This window comes from Caulobacter sp. Root487D2Y, from assembly GCF_001427165.1.
Lineage (GTDB): Bacteria > Pseudomonadota > Alphaproteobacteria > Caulobacterales > Caulobacteraceae > Caulobacter.
The window spans coordinates 1,016,351-1,042,180 of record NZ_LMFD01000010.1; the positions used below are offsets into that span (position 1 = coordinate 1,016,351).

27 protein-coding genes and 1 tRNA gene are annotated in these 25,830 nt (G+C 67.7%); 11 read left to right on the forward strand and 17 right to left on the reverse strand.

Going from position 1 to position 25,830, the window contains the following annotated elements:
- Nucleotides 1-339: 339 nt before the first annotated feature.
- Complete coding sequence (locus ASD38_RS14475) at nucleotides 340-1,194, reverse strand: NAD(P)-dependent oxidoreductase (RefSeq protein WP_056461467.1); 855 nt, start codon at nucleotides 1,192-1,194, stop codon at nucleotides 340-342.
- Nucleotides 1,195-1,323: 129 nt separating this feature from the next.
- Here ASD38_RS14475 and ASD38_RS14480 point away from each other — a divergent pair, with 129 nt between their 5' ends.
- Entirely contained in the window at nucleotides 1,324-2,223 is a 900-nt protein-coding gene (locus tag ASD38_RS14480) for a flagellar motor protein MotB (RefSeq protein ID WP_056444805.1), read from the forward strand.
- Nucleotides 2,224-2,351: 128 nt separating this feature from the next.
- Nucleotides 2,352-3,203, forward strand: coding sequence for an arginyltransferase (locus ASD38_RS14485; RefSeq protein WP_056444808.1), 852 nt, complete (start codon nucleotides 2,352-2,354; stop codon nucleotides 3,201-3,203).
- Nucleotides 3,204-3,205: 2 nt separating this feature from the next.
- Here the strand turns inward: ASD38_RS14485 and ASD38_RS14490 are convergent, their stop codons facing one another.
- From ASD38_RS14490 to ASD38_RS14505, 4 genes are read right to left on the reverse strand one after another with little or no spacing between them, the layout of a single operon-like run.
- Nucleotides 3,206-3,973 (reverse strand): SDR family oxidoreductase, encoded by a 768-nt coding sequence (locus ASD38_RS14490; protein ID WP_056461469.1) that lies wholly within the window; start codon nucleotides 3,971-3,973, stop codon nucleotides 3,206-3,208.
- A gap of 14 nt (nucleotides 3,974-3,987) precedes the next feature.
- Nucleotides 3,988-4,926: an NAD(P)H-dependent flavin oxidoreductase gene (locus tag ASD38_RS14495; RefSeq protein ID WP_056460900.1), complete on the reverse strand. Its 939-nt coding sequence runs from the start codon at nucleotides 4,924-4,926 to the stop codon at nucleotides 3,988-3,990.
- A complete protein-coding gene (locus tag ASD38_RS14500) occupies nucleotides 4,923-5,900 on the reverse strand; it encodes a quinone oxidoreductase family protein (RefSeq protein ID WP_056460903.1) in 978 nt (325 codons plus the stop codon). Before ASD38_RS14500 ends, ASD38_RS14495 begins: the two co-directional genes overlap by 4 nt.
- A gap of 45 nt (nucleotides 5,901-5,945) precedes the next feature.
- The gene (locus ASD38_RS14505) at nucleotides 5,946-7,262 is read right to left on the reverse strand and encodes a serine hydrolase domain-containing protein (protein ID WP_056460906.1); all 1,317 of its coding nucleotides are present in this window, start codon (nucleotides 7,260-7,262) and stop codon (nucleotides 5,946-5,948) included.
- Nucleotides 7,263-7,423: 161 nt separating this feature from the next.
- Between ASD38_RS14505 and ASD38_RS14510 the strand changes: the two genes are divergently transcribed.
- Nucleotides 7,424-7,498 (forward strand) — tRNA-Thr (locus tag ASD38_RS14510).
- 493 nt (nucleotides 7,499-7,991) lie between these two features.
- On the opposite strand, the gene ASD38_RS14515 is transcribed toward ASD38_RS14510, so the two are convergent.
- Complete coding sequence (locus ASD38_RS14515) at nucleotides 7,992-8,732, reverse strand: class I SAM-dependent methyltransferase (protein WP_056444819.1); 741 nt, start codon at nucleotides 8,730-8,732, stop codon at nucleotides 7,992-7,994.
- A gap of 283 nt (nucleotides 8,733-9,015) precedes the next feature.
- Nucleotides 9,016-9,240: a hypothetical protein gene (locus ASD38_RS14525; RefSeq protein ID WP_056444822.1), complete on the reverse strand. Its 225-nt coding sequence runs from the start codon at nucleotides 9,238-9,240 to the stop codon at nucleotides 9,016-9,018.
- A 491-nt stretch (nucleotides 9,241-9,731) separates the two neighbouring features.
- On the opposite strand from ASD38_RS14525, the gene ASD38_RS14530 reads away from it, so the two are divergent.
- From ASD38_RS14530 to ASD38_RS14545, 4 genes are all read left to right on the forward strand, one after another.
- Nucleotides 9,732-10,640 carry an alpha/beta hydrolase gene (locus tag ASD38_RS14530; protein ID WP_056460909.1) on the forward strand — a complete coding sequence of 303 codons (909 nt, stop codon included), beginning with the start codon at nucleotides 9,732-9,734 and terminating at the stop codon, nucleotides 10,638-10,640.
- On the forward strand, nucleotides 10,637-11,092 hold the full coding sequence (locus ASD38_RS14535) for a YaiI/YqxD family protein (RefSeq protein WP_056444829.1): 456 nt from the start codon (nucleotides 10,637-10,639) through the stop codon (nucleotides 11,090-11,092). Before ASD38_RS14530 ends, ASD38_RS14535 begins: the two co-directional genes overlap by 4 nt.
- Nucleotides 11,089-11,511, forward strand: coding sequence for an alternative ribosome rescue aminoacyl-tRNA hydrolase ArfB (gene arfB / locus ASD38_RS14540; protein WP_056460912.1), 423 nt, complete (start codon nucleotides 11,089-11,091; stop codon nucleotides 11,509-11,511). The genes ASD38_RS14535 and arfB overlap by 4 nt, the downstream gene beginning before the upstream one ends.
- Nucleotides 11,512-11,634: 123 nt before the next feature.
- Nucleotides 11,635-12,165 carry a GNAT family N-acetyltransferase gene (locus tag ASD38_RS14545; protein ID WP_056460915.1) on the forward strand — a complete coding sequence of 177 codons (531 nt, stop codon included), beginning with the start codon at nucleotides 11,635-11,637 and terminating at the stop codon, nucleotides 12,163-12,165.
- On the opposite strand, the gene ASD38_RS14550 is transcribed toward ASD38_RS14545, so the two are convergent.
- From ASD38_RS14550 to ASD38_RS14560, 3 genes are all read right to left on the reverse strand, one after another.
- On the reverse strand, nucleotides 12,162-12,680 hold the full coding sequence (locus ASD38_RS14550) for a MarR family winged helix-turn-helix transcriptional regulator (RefSeq protein WP_056444839.1): 519 nt from the start codon (nucleotides 12,678-12,680) through the stop codon (nucleotides 12,162-12,164). The two genes, ASD38_RS14545 and ASD38_RS14550, sit on opposite strands and share 4 nt — an antisense overlap.
- A 262-nt stretch (nucleotides 12,681-12,942) precedes the next feature.
- Nucleotides 12,943-13,176, reverse strand: coding sequence for a hypothetical protein (locus ASD38_RS14555; RefSeq protein WP_056444842.1), 234 nt, complete (start codon nucleotides 13,174-13,176; stop codon nucleotides 12,943-12,945).
- 39 nt (nucleotides 13,177-13,215) lie between these two features.
- On the reverse strand, nucleotides 13,216-13,692 hold the full coding sequence (locus ASD38_RS14560) for a GcrA family cell cycle regulator (RefSeq protein ID WP_056444845.1): 477 nt from the start codon (nucleotides 13,690-13,692) through the stop codon (nucleotides 13,216-13,218).
- A gap of 294 nt (nucleotides 13,693-13,986) precedes the next feature.
- Here ASD38_RS14560 and ASD38_RS14565 point away from each other — a divergent pair, with 294 nt between their 5' ends.
- From ASD38_RS14565 to ASD38_RS14575, 3 genes are read left to right on the forward strand one after another with little or no spacing between them, the layout of a single operon-like run.
- Nucleotides 13,987-14,499 (forward strand): c-type cytochrome, encoded by a 513-nt coding sequence (locus tag ASD38_RS14565; RefSeq protein WP_056460918.1) that lies wholly within the window; start codon nucleotides 13,987-13,989, stop codon nucleotides 14,497-14,499.
- Between the two features lie 13 nt (nucleotides 14,500-14,512).
- A complete protein-coding gene (locus ASD38_RS14570; RefSeq protein WP_056460921.1) occupies nucleotides 14,513-14,881 on the forward strand; it encodes a nuclear transport factor 2 family protein in 369 nt (122 codons plus the stop codon).
- The gene (locus ASD38_RS14575; RefSeq protein WP_056444854.1) at nucleotides 14,878-15,231 is read left to right on the forward strand and encodes a nuclear transport factor 2 family protein; all 354 of its coding nucleotides are present in this window, start codon (nucleotides 14,878-14,880) and stop codon (nucleotides 15,229-15,231) included. Before ASD38_RS14570 ends, ASD38_RS14575 begins: the two co-directional genes overlap by 4 nt.
- 16 nt (nucleotides 15,232-15,247) lie before the next feature.
- Here the strand turns inward: ASD38_RS14575 and ASD38_RS14580 are convergent, their stop codons facing one another.
- The 5 genes from ASD38_RS14580 to ASD38_RS14600 all read right to left on the reverse strand — a co-directional run bounded on the left by ASD38_RS14580 (nucleotide 15,248) and on the right by ASD38_RS14600 (nucleotide 23,555).
- Nucleotides 15,248-17,602, reverse strand: a complete 2,355-nt coding sequence (locus ASD38_RS14580; RefSeq protein WP_056460924.1) for a transketolase — start codon at nucleotides 17,600-17,602, stop codon at nucleotides 15,248-15,250.
- A gap of 15 nt (nucleotides 17,603-17,617) precedes the next feature.
- On the reverse strand, nucleotides 17,618-20,755 hold the full coding sequence (locus ASD38_RS14585; protein WP_056444860.1) for an efflux RND transporter permease subunit: 3,138 nt from the start codon (nucleotides 20,753-20,755) through the stop codon (nucleotides 17,618-17,620).
- A complete protein-coding gene (locus tag ASD38_RS14590) occupies nucleotides 20,755-21,870 on the reverse strand; it encodes an efflux RND transporter periplasmic adaptor subunit (protein ID WP_056444864.1) in 1,116 nt (371 codons plus the stop codon). The genes ASD38_RS14585 and ASD38_RS14590 overlap by 1 nt, the downstream gene beginning before the upstream one ends.
- Before the next feature lie 117 nt (nucleotides 21,871-21,987).
- A complete protein-coding gene (locus ASD38_RS14595) occupies nucleotides 21,988-22,677 on the reverse strand; it encodes a hypothetical protein (RefSeq protein WP_156390738.1) in 690 nt (229 codons plus the stop codon).
- A 101-nt stretch (nucleotides 22,678-22,778) separates the two neighbouring features.
- Nucleotides 22,779-23,555 carry a class II aldolase/adducin family protein gene (locus ASD38_RS14600; RefSeq protein ID WP_056460927.1) on the reverse strand — a complete coding sequence of 259 codons (777 nt, stop codon included), beginning with the start codon at nucleotides 23,553-23,555 and terminating at the stop codon, nucleotides 22,779-22,781.
- 128 nt (nucleotides 23,556-23,683) lie between these two features.
- On the opposite strand from ASD38_RS14600, the gene ASD38_RS14605 reads away from it, so the two are divergent.
- Nucleotides 23,684-24,355, forward strand: a complete 672-nt coding sequence (locus tag ASD38_RS14605; RefSeq protein ID WP_056444870.1) for a spermidine synthase — start codon at nucleotides 23,684-23,686, stop codon at nucleotides 24,353-24,355.
- Here the strand turns inward: ASD38_RS14605 and smpB are convergent.
- On the reverse strand, nucleotides 24,352-24,810 hold the full coding sequence (smpB, locus tag ASD38_RS14610; protein ID WP_056444873.1) for an SsrA-binding protein SmpB: 459 nt from the start codon (nucleotides 24,808-24,810) through the stop codon (nucleotides 24,352-24,354). The genes ASD38_RS14605 and smpB overlap by 4 nt on opposite strands.
- Nucleotides 24,810-25,694, reverse strand: coding sequence for a 4-hydroxy-tetrahydrodipicolinate synthase (gene dapA, locus ASD38_RS14615; protein ID WP_056444875.1), 885 nt, complete (start codon nucleotides 25,692-25,694; stop codon nucleotides 24,810-24,812). The genes smpB and dapA overlap by 1 nt, the downstream gene beginning before the upstream one ends.
- Between the last annotated feature and the right edge of the window lie 136 nt (nucleotides 25,695-25,830).

Sequence of the window (25,830 nt, forward strand, 5' to 3'; positions counted from 1 at the left end):
CCCGTCGGAGGCTTCAAGGCGGCGAGGCCCTAACAGGGCTCAGCGTCGCGGGCTTCCGGATAACGATGGCGCGGAGCGTCTGGCTTCGTCGAAACGGTATTTGTTCAAAGTTCTCCGGACGGTGTCCGGCGCTCCGCGACCCTTTCCATCCCTCAGCGAGAGATCGCGTGAGACCGAAAACCCGCGTGTCCAAGTCCCTCCCCCCGTGGGGGAGGTGTCGGCGCAGCCGACGGAGGGGGGAGTGATCGGCAGATGACCGCAATCCGGATCGGCGATCCCAAACCTCCCCCCACCGATCGCTGCGCGATCGCCTCCCCCATAGGGGGAGGGCCTTGGCCCCTACTTCTCCAGCCGCGCCACCAGGCTGGACGTGTCCCACCGATTCCCGCCCATCGCCTGGACCTCGCCGTAGAAGCCGTCGATCAGCGCCGTGCCTTCCAGCTTGGCGCCGTTGACGGCCGCCTCGGCCAGGGCGATGCCCAGGTCCTTGCGCATCCAGTCCACCGCGAAGCCGAAGTCGAACTGGCCCTCGGACATGGTCTTCCAGCGGTTCTCCATCTGCCAGGACTGGGCGCTGCCCTTGGAGATGGCGGCCAGCACGTCGTCGGTCGGCAGGCCGGCCCGCTTGGCGAAGTGCAGCGCCTCGGCCACGCCCTGGACCACGCCGGCGATGGCGATCTGGTTGCACATCTTGGTCAGCTGCCCCGCGCCCGACGGGCCCATCAGGCGGATGGCCTTGGCGTAGGCCAGCAGCACGGGCTCGACCCGGGCATAGGCGGCCGCGTCGCCGCCGGCCATGATCGTCAGCTGGCCGTTCACGGCCCCCGCCTGACCGCCCGACACCGGGGCGTCGACGAACCAGCGGCCGACGGCCCGCGCGGCGGCGTCCATCTCGCGGGCCACGGTGGCCGAGGTGGTGGTGTGGTCGACGATGACGCCGCCCTCCGCCATGGCCGGCAGCACCTGCGCCACGACGTCGCGCACGTCGTCGTCATTGCCGACGCACAGGCAGACCAGCTCGGCCCCCGCCACCGCCTCGGCGATCGTCGCCTTGGACGCGCCGCCGTGCTTTTCGACCCAGCGCGCGGCCTTTTCCGGCGTGCGGTTAAAGACGGTCACCGCGTGGCCGGCGGCCTTCAGGTGGCCCGCCATCGGGAAGCCCATCACGCCCAGGCCGATAAACGCCGTCTTCATGCCGCGAACTCCCAAAAAGCGACCGGTGTGGAAGACGCCCGACATCGCCCTTCGCGGCCCCGATCGCAACGGCATTTTAACGTCCAGCCGTCACGTTCGCTCGAACAGGGTTAAGCAGGCTTAAGCGAAATGGCCGTCAGCGGCGAACAGCCGATCGTCATCAAGAAGGTCAAGAAGGTCATCGGCGGGGGTCACCACGGCGGCGCCTGGAAGGTGGCCTATGCCGACTTCGTGACCGCCATGATGGCCTTCTTCCTGCTGATGTGGCTGCTGAACACGACCACCCCGGAGCAGAAGCTGGGCATCGCCGACTATTTCGCGCCGGCCTCGATCTCGTCCAGCACCAGCGGCTCGGGCGGCATCCTGGGCGGCACCTCGCTGGGCGACGACGGCGCCAAGGCCGACGGCAAGATGTCGGTCATCCAGCAGATGGCCCCCGAAGCCCCGACCGAGACCAACAAGGACGGCCAGAGCACCGCTTCGGCCAGCCTCGACTCGGCCAGCGAACAGGCCTTGCGCGACGCCCTGGCCAAGAAGGAGCAGGACAGCTTCGCCTCGGCCGCCCAGTCGCTGCGCCAGTCGCTGCAGGACATGCCCGAGCTGGCGGAACTGTCCAAGCAGATCATGATCGACCAGACCCCCGAGGGTCTGCGCATCCAGCTGATCGACCAGGACGGCCGCTCGATGTTCAAGGAGAACTCGCGCGAACCGAACGATCGGGCCCGCATCCTGCTGCGCGCCGTCGCCAGGGTGATCAACCAGCTGCCCAACCGCATCACCATTTCGGGCCACACCAGCGCCAGCTCGGCCGGCAAGCGCGCCGACAGCGACTGGGCCCTGTCGGCCGAGCGCGCCGACGCTTCGCGCCAGGTGCTGCGCGGGGCCGGCGTCGACGAGGACCGCATCTACCAGGTCTCGGGCAAGGCCAATTCCGAGCCGCTGTACGCGGACGATCCCACTCTGGCGGGCAACCGACGCATCTCGATCGTGCTCCTGCGCGAAAAGCCGGTGCTTCCCGATGGTCTCTGAGGTCGTCCGCGACGCGATGACGCTCAAGCGCGCTGCACAGCTTGCGCAACCGTCGCGGATGCCGCCTAATCCCTTATCGGCCCGGCACCACGGGCGAGGTCACTAACCAGAGGGATCGGGCGCTTTCCGTGACGCAGCACTTTCCGACGCGACAGCTGCGCTTCTTCCTCACGGCGCCCACGCCTTGCCCCTATCTGCCCGGACGCGAGGAGCGGAAGGTCTTCGCCCACCTGCCGCTGTCCGACGGCCCCACCGTCAATGACAGCCTGACCCAGGTCGGCTTCCGTCGCTCCCAGAACATCGCCTATCGGCCCGCCTGCGAGACCTGCCGCGCCTGCCAGTCGGCCCGCGCCCCGGTCGCCGACTACGTGTTCTCGCGGTCGGAACGCAAGGTCCTGACCCGCAACACCGATCTGGAACGCCACCTGGTCGAGGCCGAGGCCACGCTGGAGCAGTTCGAGCTGCTGCGCCGCTACCTGCTGACCCGTCACGCCGACGGCGGCATGGCCGAGATGACCTGGCCCGACTATGTGGCCATGGTCGAGGACACGGCGGTCCGCACCCACCTGATCGAATACCGCCTGCGCTCGCAGGACCGCGGTCCAGGCGACCTGATCGCCTGCGTGCTGGTCGACGTGCTCGCCGACGGCCTGTCGCTGGTCTACAGCTTCTACGACCCCAGCCTGACCAAGCGCAGCCTGGGCTCGTTCATTATCCTGGACCACATCCTGCAGGCCCAGCTCAACGGCCTGCCCTATGTCTATCTGGGCTACTGGGTGCCGGGCAGCGAGAAGATGGCCTACAAGGCCCGCTTCTCGCCGCTGGAGATCCTCAAGCCCGGAGGCTGGGCCCTGATGTCGGCCCGCGAGCGCGGCGCGCGTCCGCCCAAGCCGGTCGGCTGCGGCTCCAACGCCGGCGTCGAACTCAGCGACGCCGAGCCCGCCGAGCTCGGGGGTTTCCCGAGCCCGGGCAAGCCCTGAACCTAGCGCGCGAAGCTGACCCCGCCGTCCACGGTGACGGCCGATCCCATCACATAGTCCCCGGCCCGCGAGGCCAGGTAGATGGCCGCCCCGGCCATGTCCTCGGTCGTGCCGATCCGGCCGGCCGGAATGGCCTTGGACACCGCGTCGGCGTGGTCGCGGGCCACCTTGTTCATGTCCGAGGCGAAGGCGCCGGGCGCGATGCAGCTGACGGCGATGTTGTCGGCCGCCAGGCGCAGGGCCATGCGCTTGGTCATGTGCAGCAGGCCGGCCTTGGACGCGCCGTAGGGATAGGTCTCGTCGTGGGTCACCGACTGGCCGTCGATCGAGGCGATGTTGATCACCTTGGCCACGTGGTCCTTGCCCGCCGCCCGCAGGTGGCCGATCAGGGCCTGGGTCAGGAAGAACGGCGTCTTCATGTTCAGGTCCACGACCTTGTCCCAGCCGCTCTCGGGGAAGTTGTCGAATTCCGCGCCCCAGGCGGCGCCGGCGTTGTTGACCAGGATGTCCAGCTTGTCCTCGCGCTCGGCGATCCGCGCCACCAGGCCGTTGATGCCTTCCAGGGTCGAGACGTCGGCCGGCAGCGAGACGCATTCGCCGATCGCCGACAGCTCCTCGGCGGTCGCGTCGCAGGCAGCGGCCTTGCGGGCCGAGACGTACACTCGGCGAGCGCCGTAGGTCAGGAAGCCTTCGGCGATCATCTTGCCGATGCCGCGCGAGCCGCCGGTGACCAGGGCCACGCGGCCCTTCAGGGAAAACAGGTTCTGCATCATGGACTGGTCTTTCAGAAGCTGCGGCCGGCGCTGAGCGCGCCCAGCCGCTGGGTGATTTCAAAGAATTGCGCGACGGTCTCGTCGATGATCTGGGCGGCCGGCTTGACCTCGTCGATCAGGCCCACGGTTTGGCCCGCCAGGGCCGGCGCGGCTTCCATGTCGCCGCCGAAATAGACGCCCAGTATGCCCTTCAGGGCGTCGGGCGGCATGAGGCCCGCGTCGTAAATCTCACGGGTTCGCTCGGACTTCAGGGCGCGGATGCAGGGGCTGGCCTTCTTGTTCAGCACCCAGGTGCCGGTTTCCTTGGAGCCCGTGATCGCGGCCTTGTAGTTGGCGTGCACCGGGCTTTCGGCGGCGCTGACGAAACGGGTGCCCATCTGCACGCCCTCGGCGCCCAGGGCGAAGGCGGCGGCCATGCCGCGGCCGTCGCAGATGCCGCCGGCGGCGATCAACGGCACGTCGACCCGGGCGCGGATGGCCTGCAGCAGCACCAGGGTCGAAACCTCCTCGGGATTCTTGAAGCCCCCGCCCTCGGCCCCCTCGACCACCAGGCCGTCGACGCCCGCCTCGACGCATTTGACCGCCGCGTCGAGCGTCGGCACGGCGTGGTAGACCACGATCCCGGCGTCCTGCAGCGGACCGACGAACTTGGCCGGGCTGCCGGCCGAGGTGGTGACGAACTTGACCCCGCTCTCGCAGACGAAGCGCAGCATGGCGTCGTCCTTCAGGAACAGGATCGGCAGGTTGACCCCGAACGGCAGGCCGCTGTCGGCCATCTTGCGGATCTCGGCCTTGCAGTTTTCCGTCTCGCCCGAGGAGGTCTCGATCACCCCCAGCCCGCCGGCCCGCGAGACGGCGCTGGCCAGCGGATAGCGGGCGATCCAGCCCATCGGGGCCTGGACGATCGGATACTTGGCGCCCGTGTGGGCCAGGACTCGGTTGCCGCTCATTTTTCGCCTGCTTGGGGGATCAGCAGCACCCGGCCGACGGCCTGACGGCTCTCGATATAGGCGTGGGCGGCGGCGGCTTCCGACAGCGGAAAGGTCCGGTCGAGCAGCACCTGAAGCTCGCCGCGCGCGGCCTCGTCGATCAGGGTCTGGATCATGTCGTGCACGCGGTCGGTCATGATCTCCGCGCCCAGGAACACGCCGGTCAGGCTGCGGTTGCCGCCCATCAGCGACGAGACGTCCACCTTGGTCGGCTCGCGCCCGGCCTGGCCGACCAGCGAGATGCGGCCCCGATAGCCCAGGGCCAGGATGCTGGCCTGCAGGGTGGAGCCGCCGACCGGATCGACCACCAGGTCCACGCCCTTGCCGCCGGTCAGCTTCATCACCTGTTCGACCACGTCGTCGCGGCGGTAGTTGATCCCGTGGTCCAGGCCGAGGGGCTTGAGGCGCTCCAGCCGCTCGTCGCTGGAGGCGGTGGCCAGCACCGTCGCCCCGGCCCGCTTGGCCAGCTGGATCGCCGCGACGCCCACGGCCCCGGCTCCGGCCTGGACCAGAACGGTCTCGCCGGACTTCAGATGACCGGCCCCGAACAGGCACTCGTGCGCGGTGCCGAAGGGCACCGGAATCGCGGCGGCCTTGCGCACGTCGAAGCCGTCGGGGATCGGCCAGGCGTTGCGGGCCGGCACGCTGCGCAGCTCGGCGTGAGAGCCGAAGGCGTTCACCGTCACCACCTTCTGACCGACCTTCAGGTGGGTGACCTCGGCCCCGACCTCGATGATCTCGCCGGCCGCCTGGTAGCCGACGATGTGCGGGCTGCCCGCCATCACGCCGCCGCCGCGGTTGAGGGTGTCGCCGCCCTCGATGCTGACCGCCTCGACGCGGATCACCACGCCGCTGGGATAGCAGGGCGGATCGGCGACGTCCTCGTACTTCAGCACGTCCGGCGAACCGGTTTCGTAATAGACGGCGGCCTTCATGACACGCTCCCTAAGCTTTGTTTTTATTGGCCCTTCGCGGGGCGGTTACTGCGCAGGATCGACCAGGGCCTGGTAGACCAGGGTGGCGGCGTCGTCGTTGATCTTGGCCAGGGCCGGGTCGATCTCCTTGGCCAGGATGTGGATCATCCCCAGCATGAAGAGGTCGTTCTTGGGGTCGACCCAGAACCAGGTCCCGGCGGCCCCACCCCAGCTGTAGGTCCCCTCGCCTTGCAGGGTGCCGTCCCGGGCCGGGTCGGTGACCACCGCGAAGTCCAGGCCGAAGCCCACGCCCTTCGCCGGCGAGAACGACGCGTCGGGCGCCGTCATCACGATGTCGGTCAGGTGGTTGGACGCCATCAGCCTTACCGTGCCCGGCGACAGGATGCGCGCCCCGTCCAGCTGCCCGCCGTTCAGCAGCATCTGGGCGAAGCGGGCGTAGTCGGCCGTGGTCGAGACCAGGCCGCCGCCGCCCGAGGCGATCGCCGGCGGCTTGGTGACGTCCAGCACCATGAAGTTGTCGGCCGGCTTCAGGGCGCGGGTCTTCGGATCGGGAATATAGAGCGCGGCCAGGCGATCGCTCTTGGCCGGCGGAACCCAGAAGGAGGTCTCGGTCATCTTCAGCGGGTCGAAGATCCGGCTCTTCATGAAATCGGCCAGGCTCATGCCCGACAGCCGCTCGACGATCAGCCCCTGGATGTCGACCGAGACGCTGTAGCGCCACTCGGTTCCCGGCTGGCTGGCCAGGGGCAGCTTGACCAGCGTGTTCAGAAACTCGGCCTGGGTCTTGGAGCTCAGCAAACCGCTGTCGCGATAGGCCTTCTCGACCGGTTGATCCGTGCGCAGACCATAGGCGAAGCCGCCTGTGTGGCTCATGATCTCGCGCATGGTCGGCGCGCGCGTCGCCGGTTCGGTGATGAAGGTCCCGTCCGGGTTCTGGCCCTTGTAAACCTGCAGATGGGCGAACTCGGGCACGAACTTGGTGACCGGATCATCCAGACGCCACTTGCCTTCCTCGAACAGGATCATCATCGCCACGCCGGTCACCGGCTTGGTCTGGGAATAGATCCGGAAGATCGTGTCCTTGGTCATCGGCGCGCCGCCGATGGCCTTCTTGCCGAAGGTCTCGTAGCTGACGATCTTGCCGTGACGAGCGACCAGGGTGACCGCGCCCGGCAGGTGCCCCTGGTCGACCAGGCCCTGCATGTAGGCGTCCAGACGCTTGAGGCGTTCGGGCGAGAAGCCCGCGGCGTCGGGCGCGGCCACGGCCAGGGTCGGAGCGGCCGGCCTGGGCGCGCTCCAGGCCGGACCGACCGCCAGAGCCACGACGGCCGTCGCCGCCGCCATCGTCCGCAAAATCCACATCCGCCGCCCTCCCGAACAGTTGTTTGAGAGCACCTTAGCTTGGTTTGGCGGCGCGGCAATGGATCAGGTGGGGATCAGGTTGGGGATCAGGTCGGCCGCCGCCCTTGCCCGCGCCCCGTCCTTGTGGGTAAGGAGAACCCCCGCTCGGCGCAGCGGTGTTGGCCGGATTAGCTCAGCGGTAGAGCAGCGGTTTTGTAAACCGAAGGTCGGGGGTTCAATCCCCTCATCCGGCACCATCCCTTCCCTTATCCAGCAAGGGGTTCTAGGCCTCGCCGACACCGCCCGCGCACCGGCGAGAAATGGGAACGAACGGCGAAAATCAGTGAAGTCCGGGAGGTGATTCCCGGGAATGGTCCCGGATAATGTTCCAGCCATGTGCACGTCTCAGTCCCAAGACCCCCACGACCTCGCCATTCGCGACTGCTTCACCGCCGGTCACGGCATCACGGTCTGGTGCGCAACCGCTGCCCGGGTCGTGATCTTGATCTCACCCGGCTCGGCAAGTGGGCCGACCGCAAGCTCCTGGGCCTGATGCGCGAGGGCGTGATCGTCTGCGTTCGGAGCAGCCAGCCGGCGACCTTCGTCTCGGTCTCGGGTCATCTCGTTGCTGTCCCGATCCTTCGATGGCGGCTTGGGGACGACGCCATGCCGGACCAGCGGGCCCAGAACGCGAAAAGGCCCGCCCCGCCGGAGCGAGACCGGCCGGTTCGCCAACGGTTGACTCGCTGCTCAGTCGTCGAACCTAAGCACAACGAAGCGGCGCCAGGCTCGACAATCCTCTGTTTGCGATACGACAGACAAGCCCACATCGCGAGCCACGTCGAGAACGTCCTGCTCGGAGAAAGCGTATCCGGACGAAACTTGTTCTGCGTCGTGCTCCGCGCGGGCGTCGTACACCGTGCCGGCTTCACCGTCACCGCGAGCAAAGAAATCGCAGTGAACCGTTCCGCCCGGTTTGAGCAGGAAGCGCGCCAGGCGCAGGAGGCCCTTCGCACTCTCGTAGTTCTGGTGGATAAAGAACTCGCGACCCACGACCGTGTCGTAGAGGCCGGCATGGCCCGCCAGCAGATCATGGTCGTTGATATGGACGAAGCGGCAGTTCGGATGGGCGCCACCCCGGGCCATGGCCAGGGCTACTCGGGAGACGTCAATTCCGAGATAGCGATCGACGACGAACCCCAAGTGCTTGCCGAGCAGGCCCGGACCGCATCCAAGTTCGACGACGTGTCGACCAACGATGCGGTCGGCCGAGGCCCAGATCCGAAGCTGCACTGCGAAGGTGTACGACGGATGGCTTGCCAAAACGGCGTCAAAGACTTGACGCTCGTCCAGGCCATCCAGGGCGCCGACGTGCTCTAGACAATCGGCCTCGACGACGAATGGATTCACATCCTCGGTGAGAAGATAGGCTCCCCACTCTCGGTCCCATCGCGACGCCACTTCTTGCGGAATGGTCACCAGATCAAGCATAGGTCGAGCCTACAACTACGCGGCGATGGCTCCAAACGTTTTCCACGTCTCCGCGCAGCTCTGGAAGACGACATTCCCCGGAATGCCCCGGAGCTACCGGAGTCGATACGCCGCAAACCAAGGCCAAGTAGGATGTTGAGCGATCAAGCTCAGCGGCTTTGTAAACCGAAGGTCGGGGGTTCAATCTCCCTCATCCGACACCACCTCCCAGTCCAGAACCCTTGGCGAAGGGTCACCGCCCAGCCCGTCAGGGCTGAGCGACCGGCTTGACGCTTCCTGGGTTTCAGGCGCCCAGCAGCGCCTCGTAGCGGGCGACGTTCTCGGCCAGCCACTGACGCAGCCGCTCCAGCTCGCTGATGTGAACGTGGGTCTCGTCCTGCACGCCGCCGTCATCGGTGCGCGAACCCACCTGCAGCTTGCCGCTGCGCAGGGCTTCCAGGCGTTCGTCGAGGGCCTCCTGCTCGGCCTTGTGTCGCTCGACGACGCGATTGATTTCGGCCTTGTCCATACTCGGTCTCCACTGCGGCCGCCGACAACGCCGGAACGGCTCCACGCTTGAGGACCAAGTGTACGGCGACGCCGGACGCGCGTCGATCAAAGGCCTCGCCAAGGCCAAAAAAAAGCCCGGCGCGAGGGCCGGGCAGTCATTAGGGAGGAAACGCCCAGGAAGGGCAGGAGCGCCAAGGGCGGCTCCACGGGTTGATAACTAGTGCGTCGGGATGGCCAATCAAGGGCAAGGCCGCCGCGCCTTACGGTGAAGCTGCTCTGAAGCCCTGTTTGTACACAATGCATGCAACCCGGTCGGCCGTGCCCAAACCTCGGGCGCGACGGTTTCCCGCGAAGGGCGAAAAAGCCGGCTCCCGCCGCTCTCCGCCGGCGGTGAGTCGCATCCGCGGAGCCTCGCCCCCGTCCGCCTGCCCGAGCGGAAGGCCCGACATGGACAGCCGAACCCGGGCCGGTTAAGCCTTCCGGCGCACGAACGGCCGAGGCGGAAGACCGATGAACGCGCCCCTGACCAGCGTCTTCGCCGAACGGGTGGCCGGCGCCCACCGCTTCGGGCTTGAACGGGTCCGCCGCGCTGTGCGCTTCGCCATCGCCCATCGCGACCGCAAGCTTCCGCGCCTCGCCCAGATCCGCAATCTCGACTATCCGGCCGCCAGCGGAAAGCGCGCCGCCCGGCTCTACGTGCCGATGCGGGCCCCCGTCGTCGGCCCCGCCATCCTGTTCTTCCATGGCGGCGGCTTCGTGATCTCCGACATCGAGACCCACGACGCCCTCTGCCAGCGCCTGGCCGACGCCGCCGGCGTCCGCGTCGTGTCGGCCGCCTATGGCCTGGCCCCCGAGCACCCCTTCCCTTCGCAGATCGACGACGCTCGGGCGGCGTTCGCCTGGCTGCTCGACCAGACCGCCGAGCTCGGGATCGATCCGGATCGCCTGGCCGTGGCCGGCGACAGCGCCGGCGCCTATCTGGCGGCCACGGTGGCCAACGAGGCCAACGTCCGGCGGGCCGGCGCGGTGAAGGCCCAAGGCTTGTTCTATCCGCTGGTCCACCTGGACGACGAGATCTGGGCTCAGACCCTGCTGCGCGACGCCCGGCTGATCGGCCGGCTGGCCGTCGCCTACATCAACGTCCAGTTGGCCAACGCCCACGCGCCGTCGCTGCTGGACGCCGTCGGCCCCGCCACGCCGCCGACCTTCCTGGTTAGCGGCGCCCTGCTCGACCCCGTCCATCCCGACGCGGTGACCTATGCCCGTGCGCTCGAGGCGGCGGGCGTGCCGGTCGAGCTGAAGGCCTATCCCGGCCAGGCCCACGGCTTCGTCAACTTCACCCACGTCCTGCCCGCGGCGGTCGAAGCCGTCGCGACGCTTGGCGCCCGGCTGGGGAAGGCGCTACGAGACGGCGCATGACCGTTCTCTACATCGACGCCGACGCCTGCCCCGTGAAGGACGAGGTCTACAAGGTCGCCGCCCGCTATGGCTTGAAGACCTTCGTGGTCTCCAACAGCTGGATCCGCGTGCCCCTGACCCCGGCCATCGAACAGATCGTGGTCGACGCCGGTCCCGACGTGGCCGACGACTGGATCGCCGAACGGGCCGGCCCCGGCGACGTGGTGATCACCAACGACATCCCGCTGGCCGACCGCGTGCTGAAGGCGGGCGGTCAGGCCCTGGGCACGACGGGCCGGCTGTTCACCGTCGACGCCATCGGCTCGGCCCTGGCGTCTAGGATGATCGGCGAGCACCTGCGCTCGATGGGCGAGGTCACCAGCGGCCCCAAGGCCTTCGGCCCCGCCGACCGCTCCAAGTTCCTGCAGGCGCTGGACACCGCCGTGGTCAAGGCCCGGCGCGTGGTCCGATGATCGAGATCACGTCCTGGCTGCGCATCGAGGACGACGAGATCGTCGAGAAGGCCACCCGCGCCTCGGGTCCCGGCGGCCAGCACGTCAACAAGACCAGCACTGCGATCGAACTGCGCTTCGACGTGCGCAACTCCCCCACCCTGCCGGAGGATGTGAAGACGCGGCTGGAAGCCCTGGCCGGCAGCCGTCTGACCCTGGACGGCGTGATCGTCCTGTTCGCCCAGGGCAGCCGGTCCCAGGAGATGAACCGCCAGGAGGCCCGCGATCGGCTGGTCGAGCTGATCCGACGCGCGACCGAAAAGCCCAAGCCCCGGCGGCTGACCAAGCCGACCTATTCCAGCAAGCTCAAGCGGCTGGAGACCAAGGGCAAGCGCGCGGGCGTCAAGGCGCTGCGGGGACGTCCAAAGGGCGACGACTGAGCCCAAGCTTCACAAGGCGTTGAGTTGGTGCGCGACGGAACAACTTTTAAGTAAGTATATAGAACTGGACAATTTTTACGGATAGCGACCACATTCCGCCAAGCGCTGGCGGCGGGGCGGCCCATGAGCCTGGTGGTTCGAGAAATGGCGGAATCCGAGGTCGATCTGGTCATCGACTATTTCCATGCGTCGACCCCGGAACATCTGGAATTGATCGGCGTGGATCCGGCGCGCCTGCCTAGGCGCGAGGACTGGCGCGCCTATTACGCGTTCGTCTTCCAACAGCCGCTGGAGCGTCGCGAAACCCTGCTGCTGACCTGGTTGGATGACGACCGCCCGGTCGGCTTCTCAAGCGCCGACAAGATCTCGTTCGGTCAGCACGCGCACATGCATCTGCACGTCACCACGTCCGACGACCGCCGACGCGGCCTGGGAGTCGAGGCGGTGCGGCGCAGCGTCGGGCTCTATTTCGAACAACTACGGCTGAAGCGGCTGTTCTGCGAACCCCACGCCTTCAACGCCGCGCCGAACCGCACGCTGAGATCGGCCGGGTTTAGATATCTGAAGACCCACGTCACGGTGCCCGGCCCCCTGAACTTCCGCCAGCCGGTCACCCGATGGGTGATCACGCGACCCCAAAAGCTGGACTCCTAGCCCGTCGCCAGGGTCGGTTCGACGGGACCGAAGGACAGCACCTCGTGCTTCCACTCCGGTTCGGTGATCAGGCCGCCGAGGATCTTCTTGAGATAGGTCGCGAGGTTGGTCTGCTCCTCCTCGGTGAGCTCGGCGCAGACTTCCTGGTTGATCGGATGGATGTCCTCGCGGATCCGTCCCAGGATCTCCTGGCCTTCAGGGGTCAGACGAACCACCACCTTGCGGCGGTCCGAAGCCTGGGCGCCGCGTTCGACGAGGCCGTCGCGGATCAAACCGTCGATCGAACGGGTCAGGGTCGTGCGGTCGGCGGCCGACAATCGCGCCAGACGCGTCATCGAGCATTCGCCGAACCGCGCCAAGGACGCCAGCGCCACCCACTTGGCGAAGCTGAGCCCGTGTTGCGCGATGCAGTCGGCCGCCAGGGCGCGCCGGTGCTGCTCGGTCTGATACATCAGATAGCTGACATAGGTCGGCAACGGCAAACCGCGGCCCTCCCCTTGCTTCGGCTCTGACATGGTTCCCCCCACGCCAAAAATGACGCGCCTTCATCCCACACGCGCGAGCCGCGCACAATCACGGCCCCGCTTGCACGAGCGCGAATGCGCGCGGTTGCATGTATTTGAAACGCCACGCCGTCGCCCCTGCGGCTCAAGCGACAGCGAACACCGGTCGATCGAGGCTAACGCCACGCTAACCATACGGTTCCAGACGAAACGGCCCCCGCGAACAGGTTCGCGGGGGCCGTGTATTTTTCGCCCATCAAGGGCCGAAAGCGGGTCAGGCGGCGCGGCTGGCGATCGCGTCCGGGGCCGCGGCGTTGCGAGCGCGGGCCCGGGCCAACCAGTCATCGGGATAGGTCTCGCGCACGACGATCGACTTGAATTGCCCCACGGGGATGCGGGTGTTCTCGCCGGGATTGAGATCGCGCGACACCGAGTGGCCGGCGAACTCTTCAATGATGGTGATCACCTGGCTGCTGCCGGCGGTGTTTTCGATCAAGACCATGTTCATGGGGTCGTCCTGGAGCTTGGGTTCAGGCGATGAGGCCGATCAGGCGGTGCGGTGTTCGATCCGGGCGGCCGGCCGGCGGACCCAGGCCTTGACCTCGGACGGCGTGGCCAGCCTGCGGAAGGCGCCGCGGGCGTGCTCGTCGCAGTAGGAGCCGCGGGCGGTCTTTTCGCGGCCACAGAAGCCGAAATCGTGGCATTCGGGATTGCCGATCGGCCAGCGGCAGGAATGGGTCTCGAGGCCGAGGATGTTCGCGGTCGGCGCCATCTCGGCGATCTCGATCAAGCGAAGCGCGGGGCGGATCGGAGCGGCGTCGCGAATAATGCGGGCGCGGGGCTGGGCTCGAACGGCGGTGCGTTGACGGGTGGGGATGTCGCGAACGGTGATGCCCAGGCGATGGACCTTGCCGATCACCGCGCTACGGCTGACGCCGCCCAACTGGCGCGCCACCTGACTGGCGCTCATTCCCTCAAGCCACAGTTTCCGAAGCGTGGCGGTGCGCTCTTCGTTCCAGTCCATGGTGTTGTTTTTCCTACCCGGTCGCCGGAGCAGCCCCTCCGACGGCTTTCTGGTTACGTTTATGGTTAATTCTGGTCAATTTTTTATGTGCATACCCACGGTTTGTAATCGGTCGTTTTGCTTTTACATTCTGTGAGATAGCGCGCGTTGTCGCAGGGTCCTCGCCGAAAGATGGCGAGACCTTGACCGCATAACGTCGGTATATATTGGATGCGAGGCCCACAGTTGGGCCAGAAAATGAATGCGGCGCCGCGCCGCACAGCTTGCGGCATAATGTCAGTCGGGGACTAGTAAATGCGTCAACATCACCTCGCCGCGGCGGCGGCCGTCTGCATCCTCTTGGCCGGTTGCTCCAAGCCCGGAGCCGGAACCGCTGAAGGCGGGTCGGCGGGTTCGACGACCTCGGCGCCCGCGTCGGCGGCGCCCACCGACGCCGAGAAGCAGGCCCTGCTCGCCGCCCTCCCCGCTCCCTACAACACCGGCGACCTGATGAACGGCCAGAGCAAGTTCGCGCTCTGCCGGTCCTGCCACACCATCGCCGAGGGCGGCCCCAACCTGACCGGCCCCAACCTCTATGGCGTGTTCGGCCGGAAGGCGGGCGGCAAGTCCGACTATAAGTACTCGCCCGTCGTCGCCGCCGCCGGCTTCGACTGGGACGCCGAACACCTGGACAAGTGGCTGGACAATCCGCGCGGCTTCATGCCGGGCACCAAGATGACCTTCGCGGGCCTGCATGACCCCAAGGACCGCATCGATCTGATCGCCTATCTGAAGGTCGAGACCGGTTACAAGCCGCCCAAAGGCTGATGGAATCCAAGGCATGGAAGACGCGCATGCGCTGCTGGCCAAGGTCTACGACGCCTACAACCGGCGGGATTTCGACGCCTTTTCCGCCATGCTGACGCCCGACGTCGACTGGCCCGACCTGGTCGAGGGCGGTCGGCTGACCGGCCTGGACGCCCTGCGCGCCTACTGGAACCGCAACAATCGGTCGATCACGGTCGACGCCGCGCCGGTGTCCTTCGCCGACCTGCCTGACGGCCGGATCGCCGTCGACGTCAACCAGATCGTCCGCAACCTCGCCGGCCAGATCTGGTCCGACAGCTGCGTGCGCCAGATCTTCACCCTGCGCGACGGCAAGGTCTCGCGAATGGACGTCGAACCTCTCGATAGGGGGCGCCGAGCATGAGCGCGGCAACCGACCTGATCGTCCGCTATTACGACGCGATCGAACGCCGCGACCTCGAGGCGGTCCTGGCGACGACCCATCCAAGCGTGCGTTTCCGCGACTTCCTCGACGGCGGCGAGGTCGAGGGCCTGGACGCCGCCCGTGACTTCTATCGACGCATGTTCGAGCTCGCGCCCGATCTCGACCCGATCAAGATCGAGACCCTGCCCGGCGGAAAGGTGCGGGTCGAATTCCAGTCCTCGATCCACTCGTCCTCGGGCCATCTGTGGTCGGACACCCGCCAGGCGGCGATCTACACCCTGGCCGACGGGCTGATCCAGGGCGTCGAGTTGCTCGGCCCGACCTCTTGAGGGACCTTCGCGTCCGTCAGATCAATAGGTCGGCGCAGGCGTCCAGGATGGCGTCGGCGTCCAGGCGGTACTTGGCGTAGAGGTCCGGCAGATCGCCCGACTGGCCGAAGGTCTCCAGCCCCAGGGCGCGCAGCCGCATGCCGCGCACCGAGCCCAGCCACGACAGGGTCGAGGGCGCGCCGTCGATCACCGTCACCAGCCCAGCGTCGCGCGACAACGAGGCCAGCAGCGTCTCGATGGTCGAGGCGCGGGGCCCGCCGTTTGTCCAGCGCGCACGACCGGCGGCGGTCCAGTCGCGGTGCAGGACGTCGGCCGAGGTCACGGCCAGCAGGCCCGCGCCCGGCTCGTCCTCCAGCACCGCCTCGAAGGCCGCCAGGGCCTCGGGAGCCAGCGCCCCGGCATAGGCGATGGCCAGGCGCGCCCCGGGGGCCGGGGGCCGCAGCCAGTAGGCGCCGTCGACCACGCCCTTGCGCCAGGCGTCGTCGCCGCGCTCGGGCTGGGCGATCACCCGGGTGGAGAGCCGCAGATAGGTCGAGGCTCCCTGCTTGACCTGGATCTGCTCGAAGGCGTGGGCCATCAGCACCGCCGTCTCGTCGGCGAAGGCCGGCTCGTAGCTGTCCAGGCCCGGCTGGCTCATGCCGATCAGCGGCGAGCCGATCGACTGGTGCGCGCCGCCCTCGGGGGCCAGGGTCAGGCCCGATGGCGTGGCGACCAGCAGGAAGCGGGCGTCCTGGTAGCAGGCGTAATTCAGCGCATCGAGGCCCCGGGCGATGAAGGGATCGTACAGGGTGCCGACCGGGAATAGCCGCTCGCCGAACAGCGGCGCGGTCAGGCCCAGGGCCGCCAGGGCGATGAACAGGTTGTTCTCCGCGATGCCCAGCTCGACGTGCTGGCCGGTCTCGGCCTTGGACCAGACCTGGGCCGAGGGAATGCGCCGGCGCTTGAAGACGTCCTCGTGCGCGCGCCGCTGGAAGACGCCGCGCCGATTGACGAAGCCGCCGAGATTGGTCGAGACCGTGACGTCCGGCGAGGTGGTCACCACCCGACCGGCGAACTCGTCGTCTCGGCGGGCGATCTCGAACATCACCTTGCCGAACGCCGCCTGGGTCGACTGCTCCCCGCCTCCCGCCACCGGGGCCAGAAGTTCGTCGGCCGTCGGAAGGACGATCGCCGGCGCCACGTGCTGGCGCTCCACCTGTGCGGCGAACGGAGCGCGGGCGACCAGGCCCTTCAGCGCCGTGTGCTCGGCGGCCGACAGGCCCGACAGCGCGTCCCATTCCTCGCCCTCGACCACGCCCAGCCGGGTGCGAAGTTCGGCGATCTGGGTCTCGGTCATCAGGCCGGCGTGGTTGTCCTTGTGCCCCTGGAACGGCAGGCGCAAGCCCTTGACGGTGTAGGCGATGAAGAAGCGCGGCGCATCGTCCTGGCTGGCCCGCTCGAAGGCCTCCAGGATCGTCTCCATGCAGTGGCCGCCCAGCTCGGTCATCAGCTCGCCGAGATCGACGTCCTTGTAGGCCGCGATCAGATTCAGGGCATGGGCGTCCCCCGCCAGGTCCGTGCTCAGCCGCTCGCGCCAGGCCGCGCCGCCCTGGTAGCTCAGAGCCGCGTAGAGGTCGTTGGGCGCGGTCTCGATCCAGGCCTTCAGCGCCTCGCCGCCGGGCTTGGCGAAAGCTTCGCGCTGGCGCTTGGACCATTTCAGCGTCTCGACTGTCCAGCCGGCGGCCTCGAAGATCTCGCCGTAGCGGGTGAACATCCGGTCCTGGGTGGTCGCGTCCAGGCTCTGGCGATTGTAGTCGACGATCCACCAGGTGTTGCGGATGTCGTGCTTGCAGGCCTCGATCAGGGCCTCGTAGATGTTGCCCTCGTCCAGCTCGGCGTCGCCCAGCAGCGAGATCATCCGCCCCATCCGCTCGGGCTTCACCGCCCCGCGCGCCGCCAGATAGTCCTGGGTCAGAGAAGCGAAGGCGGTCATGGCCACGCCCAGGCCGACCGATCCGGTCGAGAAATCGACGTCGTCGACATCCTTGGTGCGTGAGGGATAGGACTGCGCCCCACCCAGGGCGCGGAAGGCCTTCAGCTTCTCCAGGCTCTGGCGGCCGAACAGATGCTGAATGGCGTGGAACACCGGGCTGGCGTGCGGCTTGACCGCCACGCGATCCTGCGGCCGCAGCGCCTTCATGTAGAGCGCGGTCATCAGGGTGGTCATCGAGGCGCACGAGGCCTGATGCCCCCCGACCTTCAGCCCGTCGCGGCTCTCACGCAGGTGGTTGGCGTTGTGGATCGTCCACGAGGCCAGCCAGAGAATGCGTTCCTCGATGCGACGCAGGAGCGCAAGCTCCTGCCGCTTCGCCGCCAGAATGGCTTCAGCCATGCTTCCTCACCCGGTTCAGACGGGTGAGGCATGCCCTTCCCCGCTCTTCTCGCGGGCTTCATAGTCCTCGATCTGCCGCGAAGTCCACTCCGGAGACTTCGTGAAACGGGCCAGCAGGTTGTAGAACACCGGCACGATGAACAGGGTCAGCAGGGTGGAGAAGATCGCGCCGGTGCAGATCACCGCCCCGATCGTCTGGCGGCTGCCCGCCCCCGCCCCGGTCCACAGCATCAGCGGCAAGGCGCCCATGGCGGTGGCGATCGAGGTCATGATGATCGGCCGCAGGCGCAGGGCGGCGGCCTCGATCACCGCCTCCTTCACCTTCAACCCCTCGTCGCGCAGCTGATTGGCGAACTCGACGATCAGAATGCCGTTCTTGGCGGCGATGCCGACCAGGATGATCAAGCCGATCTGGCTGTAGGTGTTGATGGTCGAGCCGGTCATCAGCAAGCCGAACAACCCGCCCAGCACCGCCAGGGGCACGGTCAGCATGATGACGGCCGGGTGGATCCAGCTTTCGAACTGGGCGGCCAGCACCAGAAAGACCAGCAGCAGGGCCAGGCCGAAGGCGATGCCGACGGCGCCCGAGGCTTCCAGGAAGTCCTTGGCCTGGCCGCCCCACTTGACGCTGACGCCGGGCGTGGGATGGGCGGCGGCCTGACCCTGGAGGAACGTCACCGCGTCGCCCACGGTGTAGCCGGGCGACAGCTGAGCCGTCAGGGTGACCGACCGCAGACGATCGACCCGGGGCCGATCCGCGGCGTCGCCCCGCAGTTCGGTGGTGACCACGGTGGCCAGCGGCACCAAGGTTCCGGACTGGGTGCGCACCTGAAGTTGGTCCAGGTCGGCGAGGCTGCGGCGTTGCGCGAGGTTGGACTGCAGGATGACGTCGTATTCCTGGCCATTCTTGATGTAGGTGGTCGCCCGACGCGAGCCGAACATGGTCTCCAGGGCCCGGCCGATCGACTGCGTCGAGATGCCCAGGCTGGCGGCCTTGTCACGATCGATCTTCACCGCGAGGCGCGGCGAGGTCGGCTCATAGTCGATGCGCGGCCGCGACAGACCCGGATTGGCCTGGGACGCGGCCAATATCGGTTTCAGCCAATTGGCCAGTTCGACATAGTCATTGCCGGTGGCGATCAGGTCGACATTGGTGCCGCCTCCGCCCCCGCCGCCGCGCTGAAAGGCGCCCCGCACGCTGGCCACCGCGCGTACGCCCGTGATCTTACTCAGACTCTTGTTGAGCTCCGCGGCCACCTGATCGGCGGTCTTGTCGCGTTCACCCCAATCCTTGAGCACCAGCACGCCGTTGCCGGTGCTGAACTGGCTTTGGCCAAAGCGCGGCACGCCGATGATGGTCCGCGCGGCGACGCCCTCCGCGCGATACTTTTCCAGCTCCTTCTCGACGGCGTTGGCGGCCTTGACGGTGTAGTCGAAGCCCGCGCCCTCGGGGCCGTTGATTGAGATGTCGACGCGGCCGCGGTCTTCGGCCGGCACCAATTCCTGCGGCATGACGACGAACAGGCCGCCCGCCACCAGGGCCAGGAACAGCACCGTCAGGCCGGCTCCAACGCTGGCCGACCGGGCGGCCAGCAGGCGCTCCAGCGAATGGCGATAACTCTCCTTCAGCCTGTCCATCGCGTGGTCGACCTTGCGATTGAACCAATTGCCGCCCGAGGCCGGCTTGAGCAGCTTGGAGGCCAGCATCGGCGACAGGCTCAACGCCAGCAGGGCCGAGAACGCGACGGCGGCGGCGATGGCCGCGGCCAACTCGACGAACAGCCGGCCGATATAGCCGGGCAGGAACATCAGCGGCGCGAACACCGAGATCAGCACGATCGTGGTGGCGACGACCGCGAAGAACACCTGGCGGGTGCCACGCAGGGCGGCGACATTGGCCGGCTCGCCCTCGTCGACCCGACGCTGGATGTTCTCGACCACCACGATCGCGTCATCGACCACCAGGCCGACGGCCAGCACCAGGGCCAGCAGGGTGAGGAGGTTTAGCGAGAAGCCCAGCGGCGCCAGGATGATGAAGGTCGAGAGAATGCAGATCGGCGCGACGATCGAGGGGATCAGGGCCGACCGCCAACTGCCAAGGAACACCAGGTTCACGAAGGCCACCAGGGCGATCGATATGCCCATGGTGACCCATACCTCGTGGATCGCTTCGGCGGTGAAGATCGAGTTGTCGACGGCCTTGATCAGCTGCGTGCCGGGCGGCAGCGTCTTGTTGATCTCCTTCAACTCGCTGTCGACGACCTTGGAGATGGCGACGTCATTGGCCTGCGATTGGCGCGTCAGGAAGATGCCGACCTGATTGACGCCGTTGCCGCGGTAGAGCCTGCGGCGCTCGTTGGAGCCCTCCTCGACGCGCGCCACGTCGCCAAGGCGGAGCACGAAGCCATTGGCGTCGGCCGCCCGTATCGGCAGTTTCACGAAGTCCTCGGCGCGCGAATAGCTGCGCGCCACGCGAATGGTGAAATCCTTGGCGTCGCTTTCCAACGCCCCGGCCGGCAGTTCGACGTTCTGACTATTCAGCGCGGCCTCGACGTCGTCCACCGTCACGCCGCGCGCGGCCATGGCGTCTGGGTTGAGCCAGATCCGCATGGCGTAGAGCTGGCCGCTGAGGCCCGCCTGGGCGACGCCGGGCACGGTCGATAGACGCTCAACCAGATAGCGGTCGGCGTAGTCGGCCAACTCCAGCGGCGACAAGCTCGTGGAGCTGAGATTGAGGAAGACGATCGGCGAACTGTCGGCCTGGGCCTTGGCGATTTGCGGCGGATCGGCCTGGTCGGGCAGGTTCGAGGTCACGCGACTGACCGCGTCGCGCACGTCGTTGGCCGCCGCGTCCAGGTCGCGGTCGAGCGTGAAGGTGATGGTGATCTGCGAGCGGCCGTCGCGCGAGGAGCTGTTGACGCGGTCGATGCCCTGGATCCCGGCGACCTGGCGTTCGATGACCTGGGTGATCCGCTCCTCGATGACCTCGGCCGAAGCGCCCCGATAGCTGGTCGAGATCGACACCACGGGCGGATCGACATTGGGCAGTTCACGGATCGCCAGGCTGCTGAAGGCGGCGAGGCCGATGACGCAGAGAATGATCGCGAAGACGGCCGCGAAGACCGGACGGCGGACGGAAAGGTCGGAAAGCATCAGCCGCCCTTCTTCCGGGCGCCGGCCTTCTGCCCGCCCTTGCCGTCGCCGCCGCCGACGGTCGCGCCGTCCTGAACCCGGTTGAGGCCATCGGCCACGATCCTGTCGCCGGCCTTCAGGCCCGAGACAATCTCGACATAGCCGTCCGACGACAGACCGGTCTGCACCGTGGTGCGACGGGCGATCTGCCCCTTGGGGCCCTTGACGATCAGGAAGACCGAGGCTTGCGTGCCCTCGAACTGGATGGCGGCCTCGGGCACGGCCACGGCCTGGCGCTGACCCTGATCGATGCCGACCTTGATCAGCATGCCGGGCTTGAGGCGCCCATCGGAATTGGAGAACTCGGCCCGCGCCTTCAGCGCGCGGGTGGCCGGATCGATGCGGGTGTCGATCTGGGCGATGCGGCCGGTGAACACTTCGCCCGGCCGGGCGTCCGGCTCGGCGGTGATGGTCAGGCCTTCACGCAGGATCGGCAGATAACGGTCAGGCACCGAGAAATCGACGCGGATCAAGGAAACGTCGTCCAGGCTGACGATCGGGGTTCCAGGGCTGATCAGGGCGCCCGGCGCGATGTCGGAAATGCCCACCCGGCCCGAGAACGGCGCGCGGATCACCTTGTCCAGCTTCTGGGCGCCGGCCGAGGCCAGGGCCGCGCGGGCGGTGTCGCGGGCGGCCAGGTACTGATCGGCCGAGGCGCGCGGCGCGATGCCCTTTTCGGCCAGGGTCTTCCATCGCTGGTATTCCCGATCGGCCTGGGCCAGCTGGGCCTGGGCCTGGGCGATGCCGGCGTCCTCCTGGTCGCCCTTCAACTCGACCAGAACCTGTCCCTTGGACACGGCCTGGCCGTCGCTGAAGTGGACGGCGGTGATCAGCTCGGCCGTGTTCGAGGTGATGGTCACCGACTGGCGGCCCTTGGCCACGCCCAGCACCTCGACCCGGTCGGTGAAGGTGCGCGGCTGGACGACGATCTGCGACACCGCCGTGGCGCGGCCGCCGCCGCCCGGACCGCCCTGCCCTGGCGCCTTACCGCCGAAAGCCAGCTTCACCCCGCCGACGACCAGCATCAGCAGCACAGCGACAACCGCCGCGACGAGAAAGAAGTGTCTGCGGATCACGAAAAGCTCCGGGGGCCGAGAAGAGTCGGCATAGCTAGCAGAAGGCGGCTCATTAGCCGCCAGCCCTAGCCTGCGTCCAGTGACACACGGATGACCAAATATTACGGTCCTGAAATATCAGAACCGCCGCCACACCGCCACGACGGGGCCGTGGTCGACGGGGGTCTCCCGACCGGAAAGCGTCCGCCGCCATCCCGCCTGCAGGCTCCACGCGCCCAGGTCGCGGGTGACCGAGATCTCGCGCTTGCGCCAGCGTGACTGGACCGGCTGTGAGTCCGCCTGCCCGGTATAGGCCTGGACCATCAGAAGCCAGCGGGGCGTGGGCCTCAGGCCCGCCGTGACGTCGATCCGGGTCTCGTCCGCCAGGCCGCTGCGCTTGAGGCGCGCGACCTGCAGCTCGGCGAAGCCCTGCGCCCCGCGCCACTGTCTCGAGGTTCCCGCCAGGAGGCGCGCCTCCAAATCGGTGTCGCCCTGGCCCGGCGCCGCGTAGCCGGCGTTGCGTCCCACCCCATCCTTGGTGGTGCCCAGATAAAGACTGACCGCTGATCGATCCGTATGCAGCAGCGCATAGCGCAGGCCCAGCTCGATCGGGCCGCGGCCCTCGTAGTCGACGAAATTATCGTGGCCCCGGGTCAGCGCCGCCTTGGTCTGCAAGGTCAGCCGGTCGGTCAGCCCGTACTCGGTGTAGATCGACAGGGTCTCGTCGCGACGCGGATCGATCGGAACCTCGACGCCGTCGGGATCCAGCCCCCTGTCGGCTTTCTGCCCCTCGTACTTCAGAATGGCCAGCCCCTCGCCGTCCCTCATCGGCCAGGCGCCGGCCCAGGCCGGCGGGCAGAGCAACGGGCAAAAGAAAGCCGCCGCGACCCCGATGATCGCGGCGGCGTTTCGTTTTCGCGGTTTGGGCGTCAATCAGCGTAACCGGGGGATTCCCGGTCGAGTTTGCGCAGGCAACCGGGCCAGGCCAGGCCGGCGATCATGCCCATGCCCATGCCGGTCTGACTGCGGACCTCGGCCTGTGCGTTTTCCGGCGCTTCCAGCACGTTCTCGCGACCGGCGCTGAGCGCCATCACCTGCTGGGCGCACGCGCGTTCCAGGAAGAACATGCCCAGCCAGCACTCGGCCGCCGTCATCCCCACCGACAGGGTGCCGTGGTTGCGCAGCATCATCAGCTTCTTCTCGCCGAGGTCGGCAACCAAGCGTTCCCGTTCGTCCAGGTTGAGCGCAATACCTTCATAGTCGTGATAGGCGAGTTGTGGCAAGACAATTAGCGACTGTTGCGACAGCGGCAGCAGACCTTCCTTGTTCGCCGACACCCCCACGCCCTGGTCGGTGTGCAGGTGCATGACGAAATGGGCGTCCTCGCGCGCCGCGTGGATCGCCGAGTGGATCGTGAAGCCCGCCGGATTGATGAAATACGGGGTCTTGTCGATGACGTTGCCGTCCAGGTCGACCTTGACCAGCATGGAGGCGGTCATCTCGCCGAAGAACATGCCGTAGGGATTGATCAGGAAGTGATGTTCGGGCCCGGGGATGCGGGCCGAGACATGGGTGAAGATCATGTCGTCCCAGTCGTGAACGGCGACCAGACGATAGAGCGCGGCCAGATCGACGCGGGCCTTCCACTCGGCTTCGCTGACCTTGTCCTTGAGCGACGTGGCGATGGGCGATGCACCGTCGGCCATGAGCGGATCCTCCTAGGTTATCATTGTTAGCTTAAGGGTCGCGCCGCGCGCCTCCGGCGTCAAGCGGCGATGGCTCCGTCCCCGGGCCTGTGTTAGCCCGTGAGCCTCCATCGCGTTCGAGACTTTCCATGATCCCCTGGCAGCACCTGGACACCGCCAAGGTCCCCGGCGACGGCGGCGAGCTGAAGCTGATGCGGCGCGGGACCGAATATTCGATCATGGCCGGCCCGATCGAGCTGATGAACAGCCGGCTCAGCGGCTCGGAAGAGGCCATGGCCACCCTGGCGTTCGAACGCGTCGGTCAACGTCCCAAGGCGCGGGTGCTGATCGGCGGCCTGGGCATGGGCTTCACCCTGCGCGCCGCCCTCGCCGCTTTCGGCTCGGACGCCCGGATCGTCGTCGCCGAACTGGTGCCGGCCGTGGTCGCCTGGGCTCGCGGACCGCTGGGCGAGCTGCACGGCGCCAGCCTCGACGATCCGCGCGTGACGCTGCACCAGGGCGATGTCGGCGAAACGATCCGCGCCGAGGCGGCCGTCTACGACGCCATCCTGCTGGACGTCGACAACGGCCCCGGCGGCCTCAGCCGCAAGGAGAACGATGGCCTCTACAGCCGAAACGGCCTGGCCGAGGCGCGCCAGGCGCTGCGTCCGGGCGGCGTGCTGGAAGTCTGGTCCTCGACCCGCGACAGCGACTTCACCCGTCGCCTGAAACAGGCCGGCTTCGCGGTCGAGGAGATCGGCGTGCGGGCCCACAAGGGTCGTGGCGCGCGCCACGTGATCTGGATGGCGACGAAGGCCTAGTCCCCCCGGTCGCCCTTCATCAGCCGCGCCTTGTCGCGCTGCCAGTCGCGGGCGGCTTCGGTCTCGCGCTTGTCGTGGTTCTTCTTGCCCTTGGCCAGGCCGATCTCGAGCTTGGCCAGGCCCTTCTCGTTCCAATAGAGCTTCAGCGGGATCAGCGTCCGGCCGTCGCGTTGCACGGCGCCGATCAGCTTGTCGATCTGCTTGCGGTGCAGCAGCAGCGTCCGGTGCCGGCGCGGCTCGTGGTTGAAGCGGTTGGCGTGGCCGTAGGGCGGGATGTCGGCGTTGATCAGCTTGATCTGGCGGCCTTCCACCGAGGCGTAGGACTCGGCGATGTTCGCCCGCCCCACGCGCAACGACTTCACCTCGGTGCCGGTCAGCATCAGCCCGGCCTCGAACGTCTCCTCGATGAAGTAGTCGTACCGCGCGCGGCGGTTCTCGGCGATCGGCTTGGTCATCAGACCAGACCCGCCTCGCGCATGGCGTCCAGGATCTCGGGCTTCGCCGCCTCGCTGCACGGGGCGATCGGCAGGCGCACGTCGGGCTCGCAAAGGCCCAGGTGGGCCATGGCGAACTTGGTCGGCGACGGCGAGGCGTCGAGGAACAGCGCCTTGTGCAGACGCACCAGGCGGTCCTGCCAGTAGAGCGCTGTCTCCCACGCGCCCTGCAGGCAGGCGTTCATGAAGGTGGCGCAGGCGTCGGGGGCGACGTTCGAGGTCACCGAGATCACGCCGTGGCCGCCGTGGGCGATATAGCCCAGGGCCGTGGGATCGTCGCCCGACAGCATCACCCAGTCGGGACCGCACATGATCCGCTGGAAGCTGGCGCGCGTCAGGTCGCCGGTGGCGTCCTTGATGCCGACGATGTTGGGCAGTTGGGCCAGTCGCGCCAGGGTCTCGTTGCTGACGTCCGAACCCGTGCGGCCCGGCACGTTGTAGACCAGCACCGGCAGCTGCACGGCGTCGTTGATCGCCTTGTAGTGCTGGTAGATGCCTTCCTGGCTGGGCCGGACGTAGTAGGGCGAGACCACCAGGGCCGCGTCGGCGCCGACGGCCTTGGCGTGGGCGACCAGCTCGATCGCCTCGGCGGTCGAGTTGGAGCCGGCCCCGGCGATCACGGGCACGCGGCCGCGGGCGGTCTGCACGCACAGCTCGACGACGCGCTTGTGCTCCTCGTGGCTCAGGGTGGCGGTCTCGCCGGTGGTGCCGACCGGCACCAGGCCGTGCACGCCGCCGGCGATCTGGCGCTCGACCAGGGCCACGAAAGCTTTCTCGTCCACCGCGCCGTCGCGGAATGGCGTGATCAGCGCCGGAATGACGCCCTTGAACGGAGAATGAGCCATGACTTGCAATTTGCCGTGAGAAACGCGCCGCGACGGTTGCGGCCGGGGAATGGGGGCGGACAATATGTCTCTCCCCCCATGTCCCGCAACCGCCCGTAACGCTTTGCGACGATTTGGGGGTTTCGGCGGAGGTCAA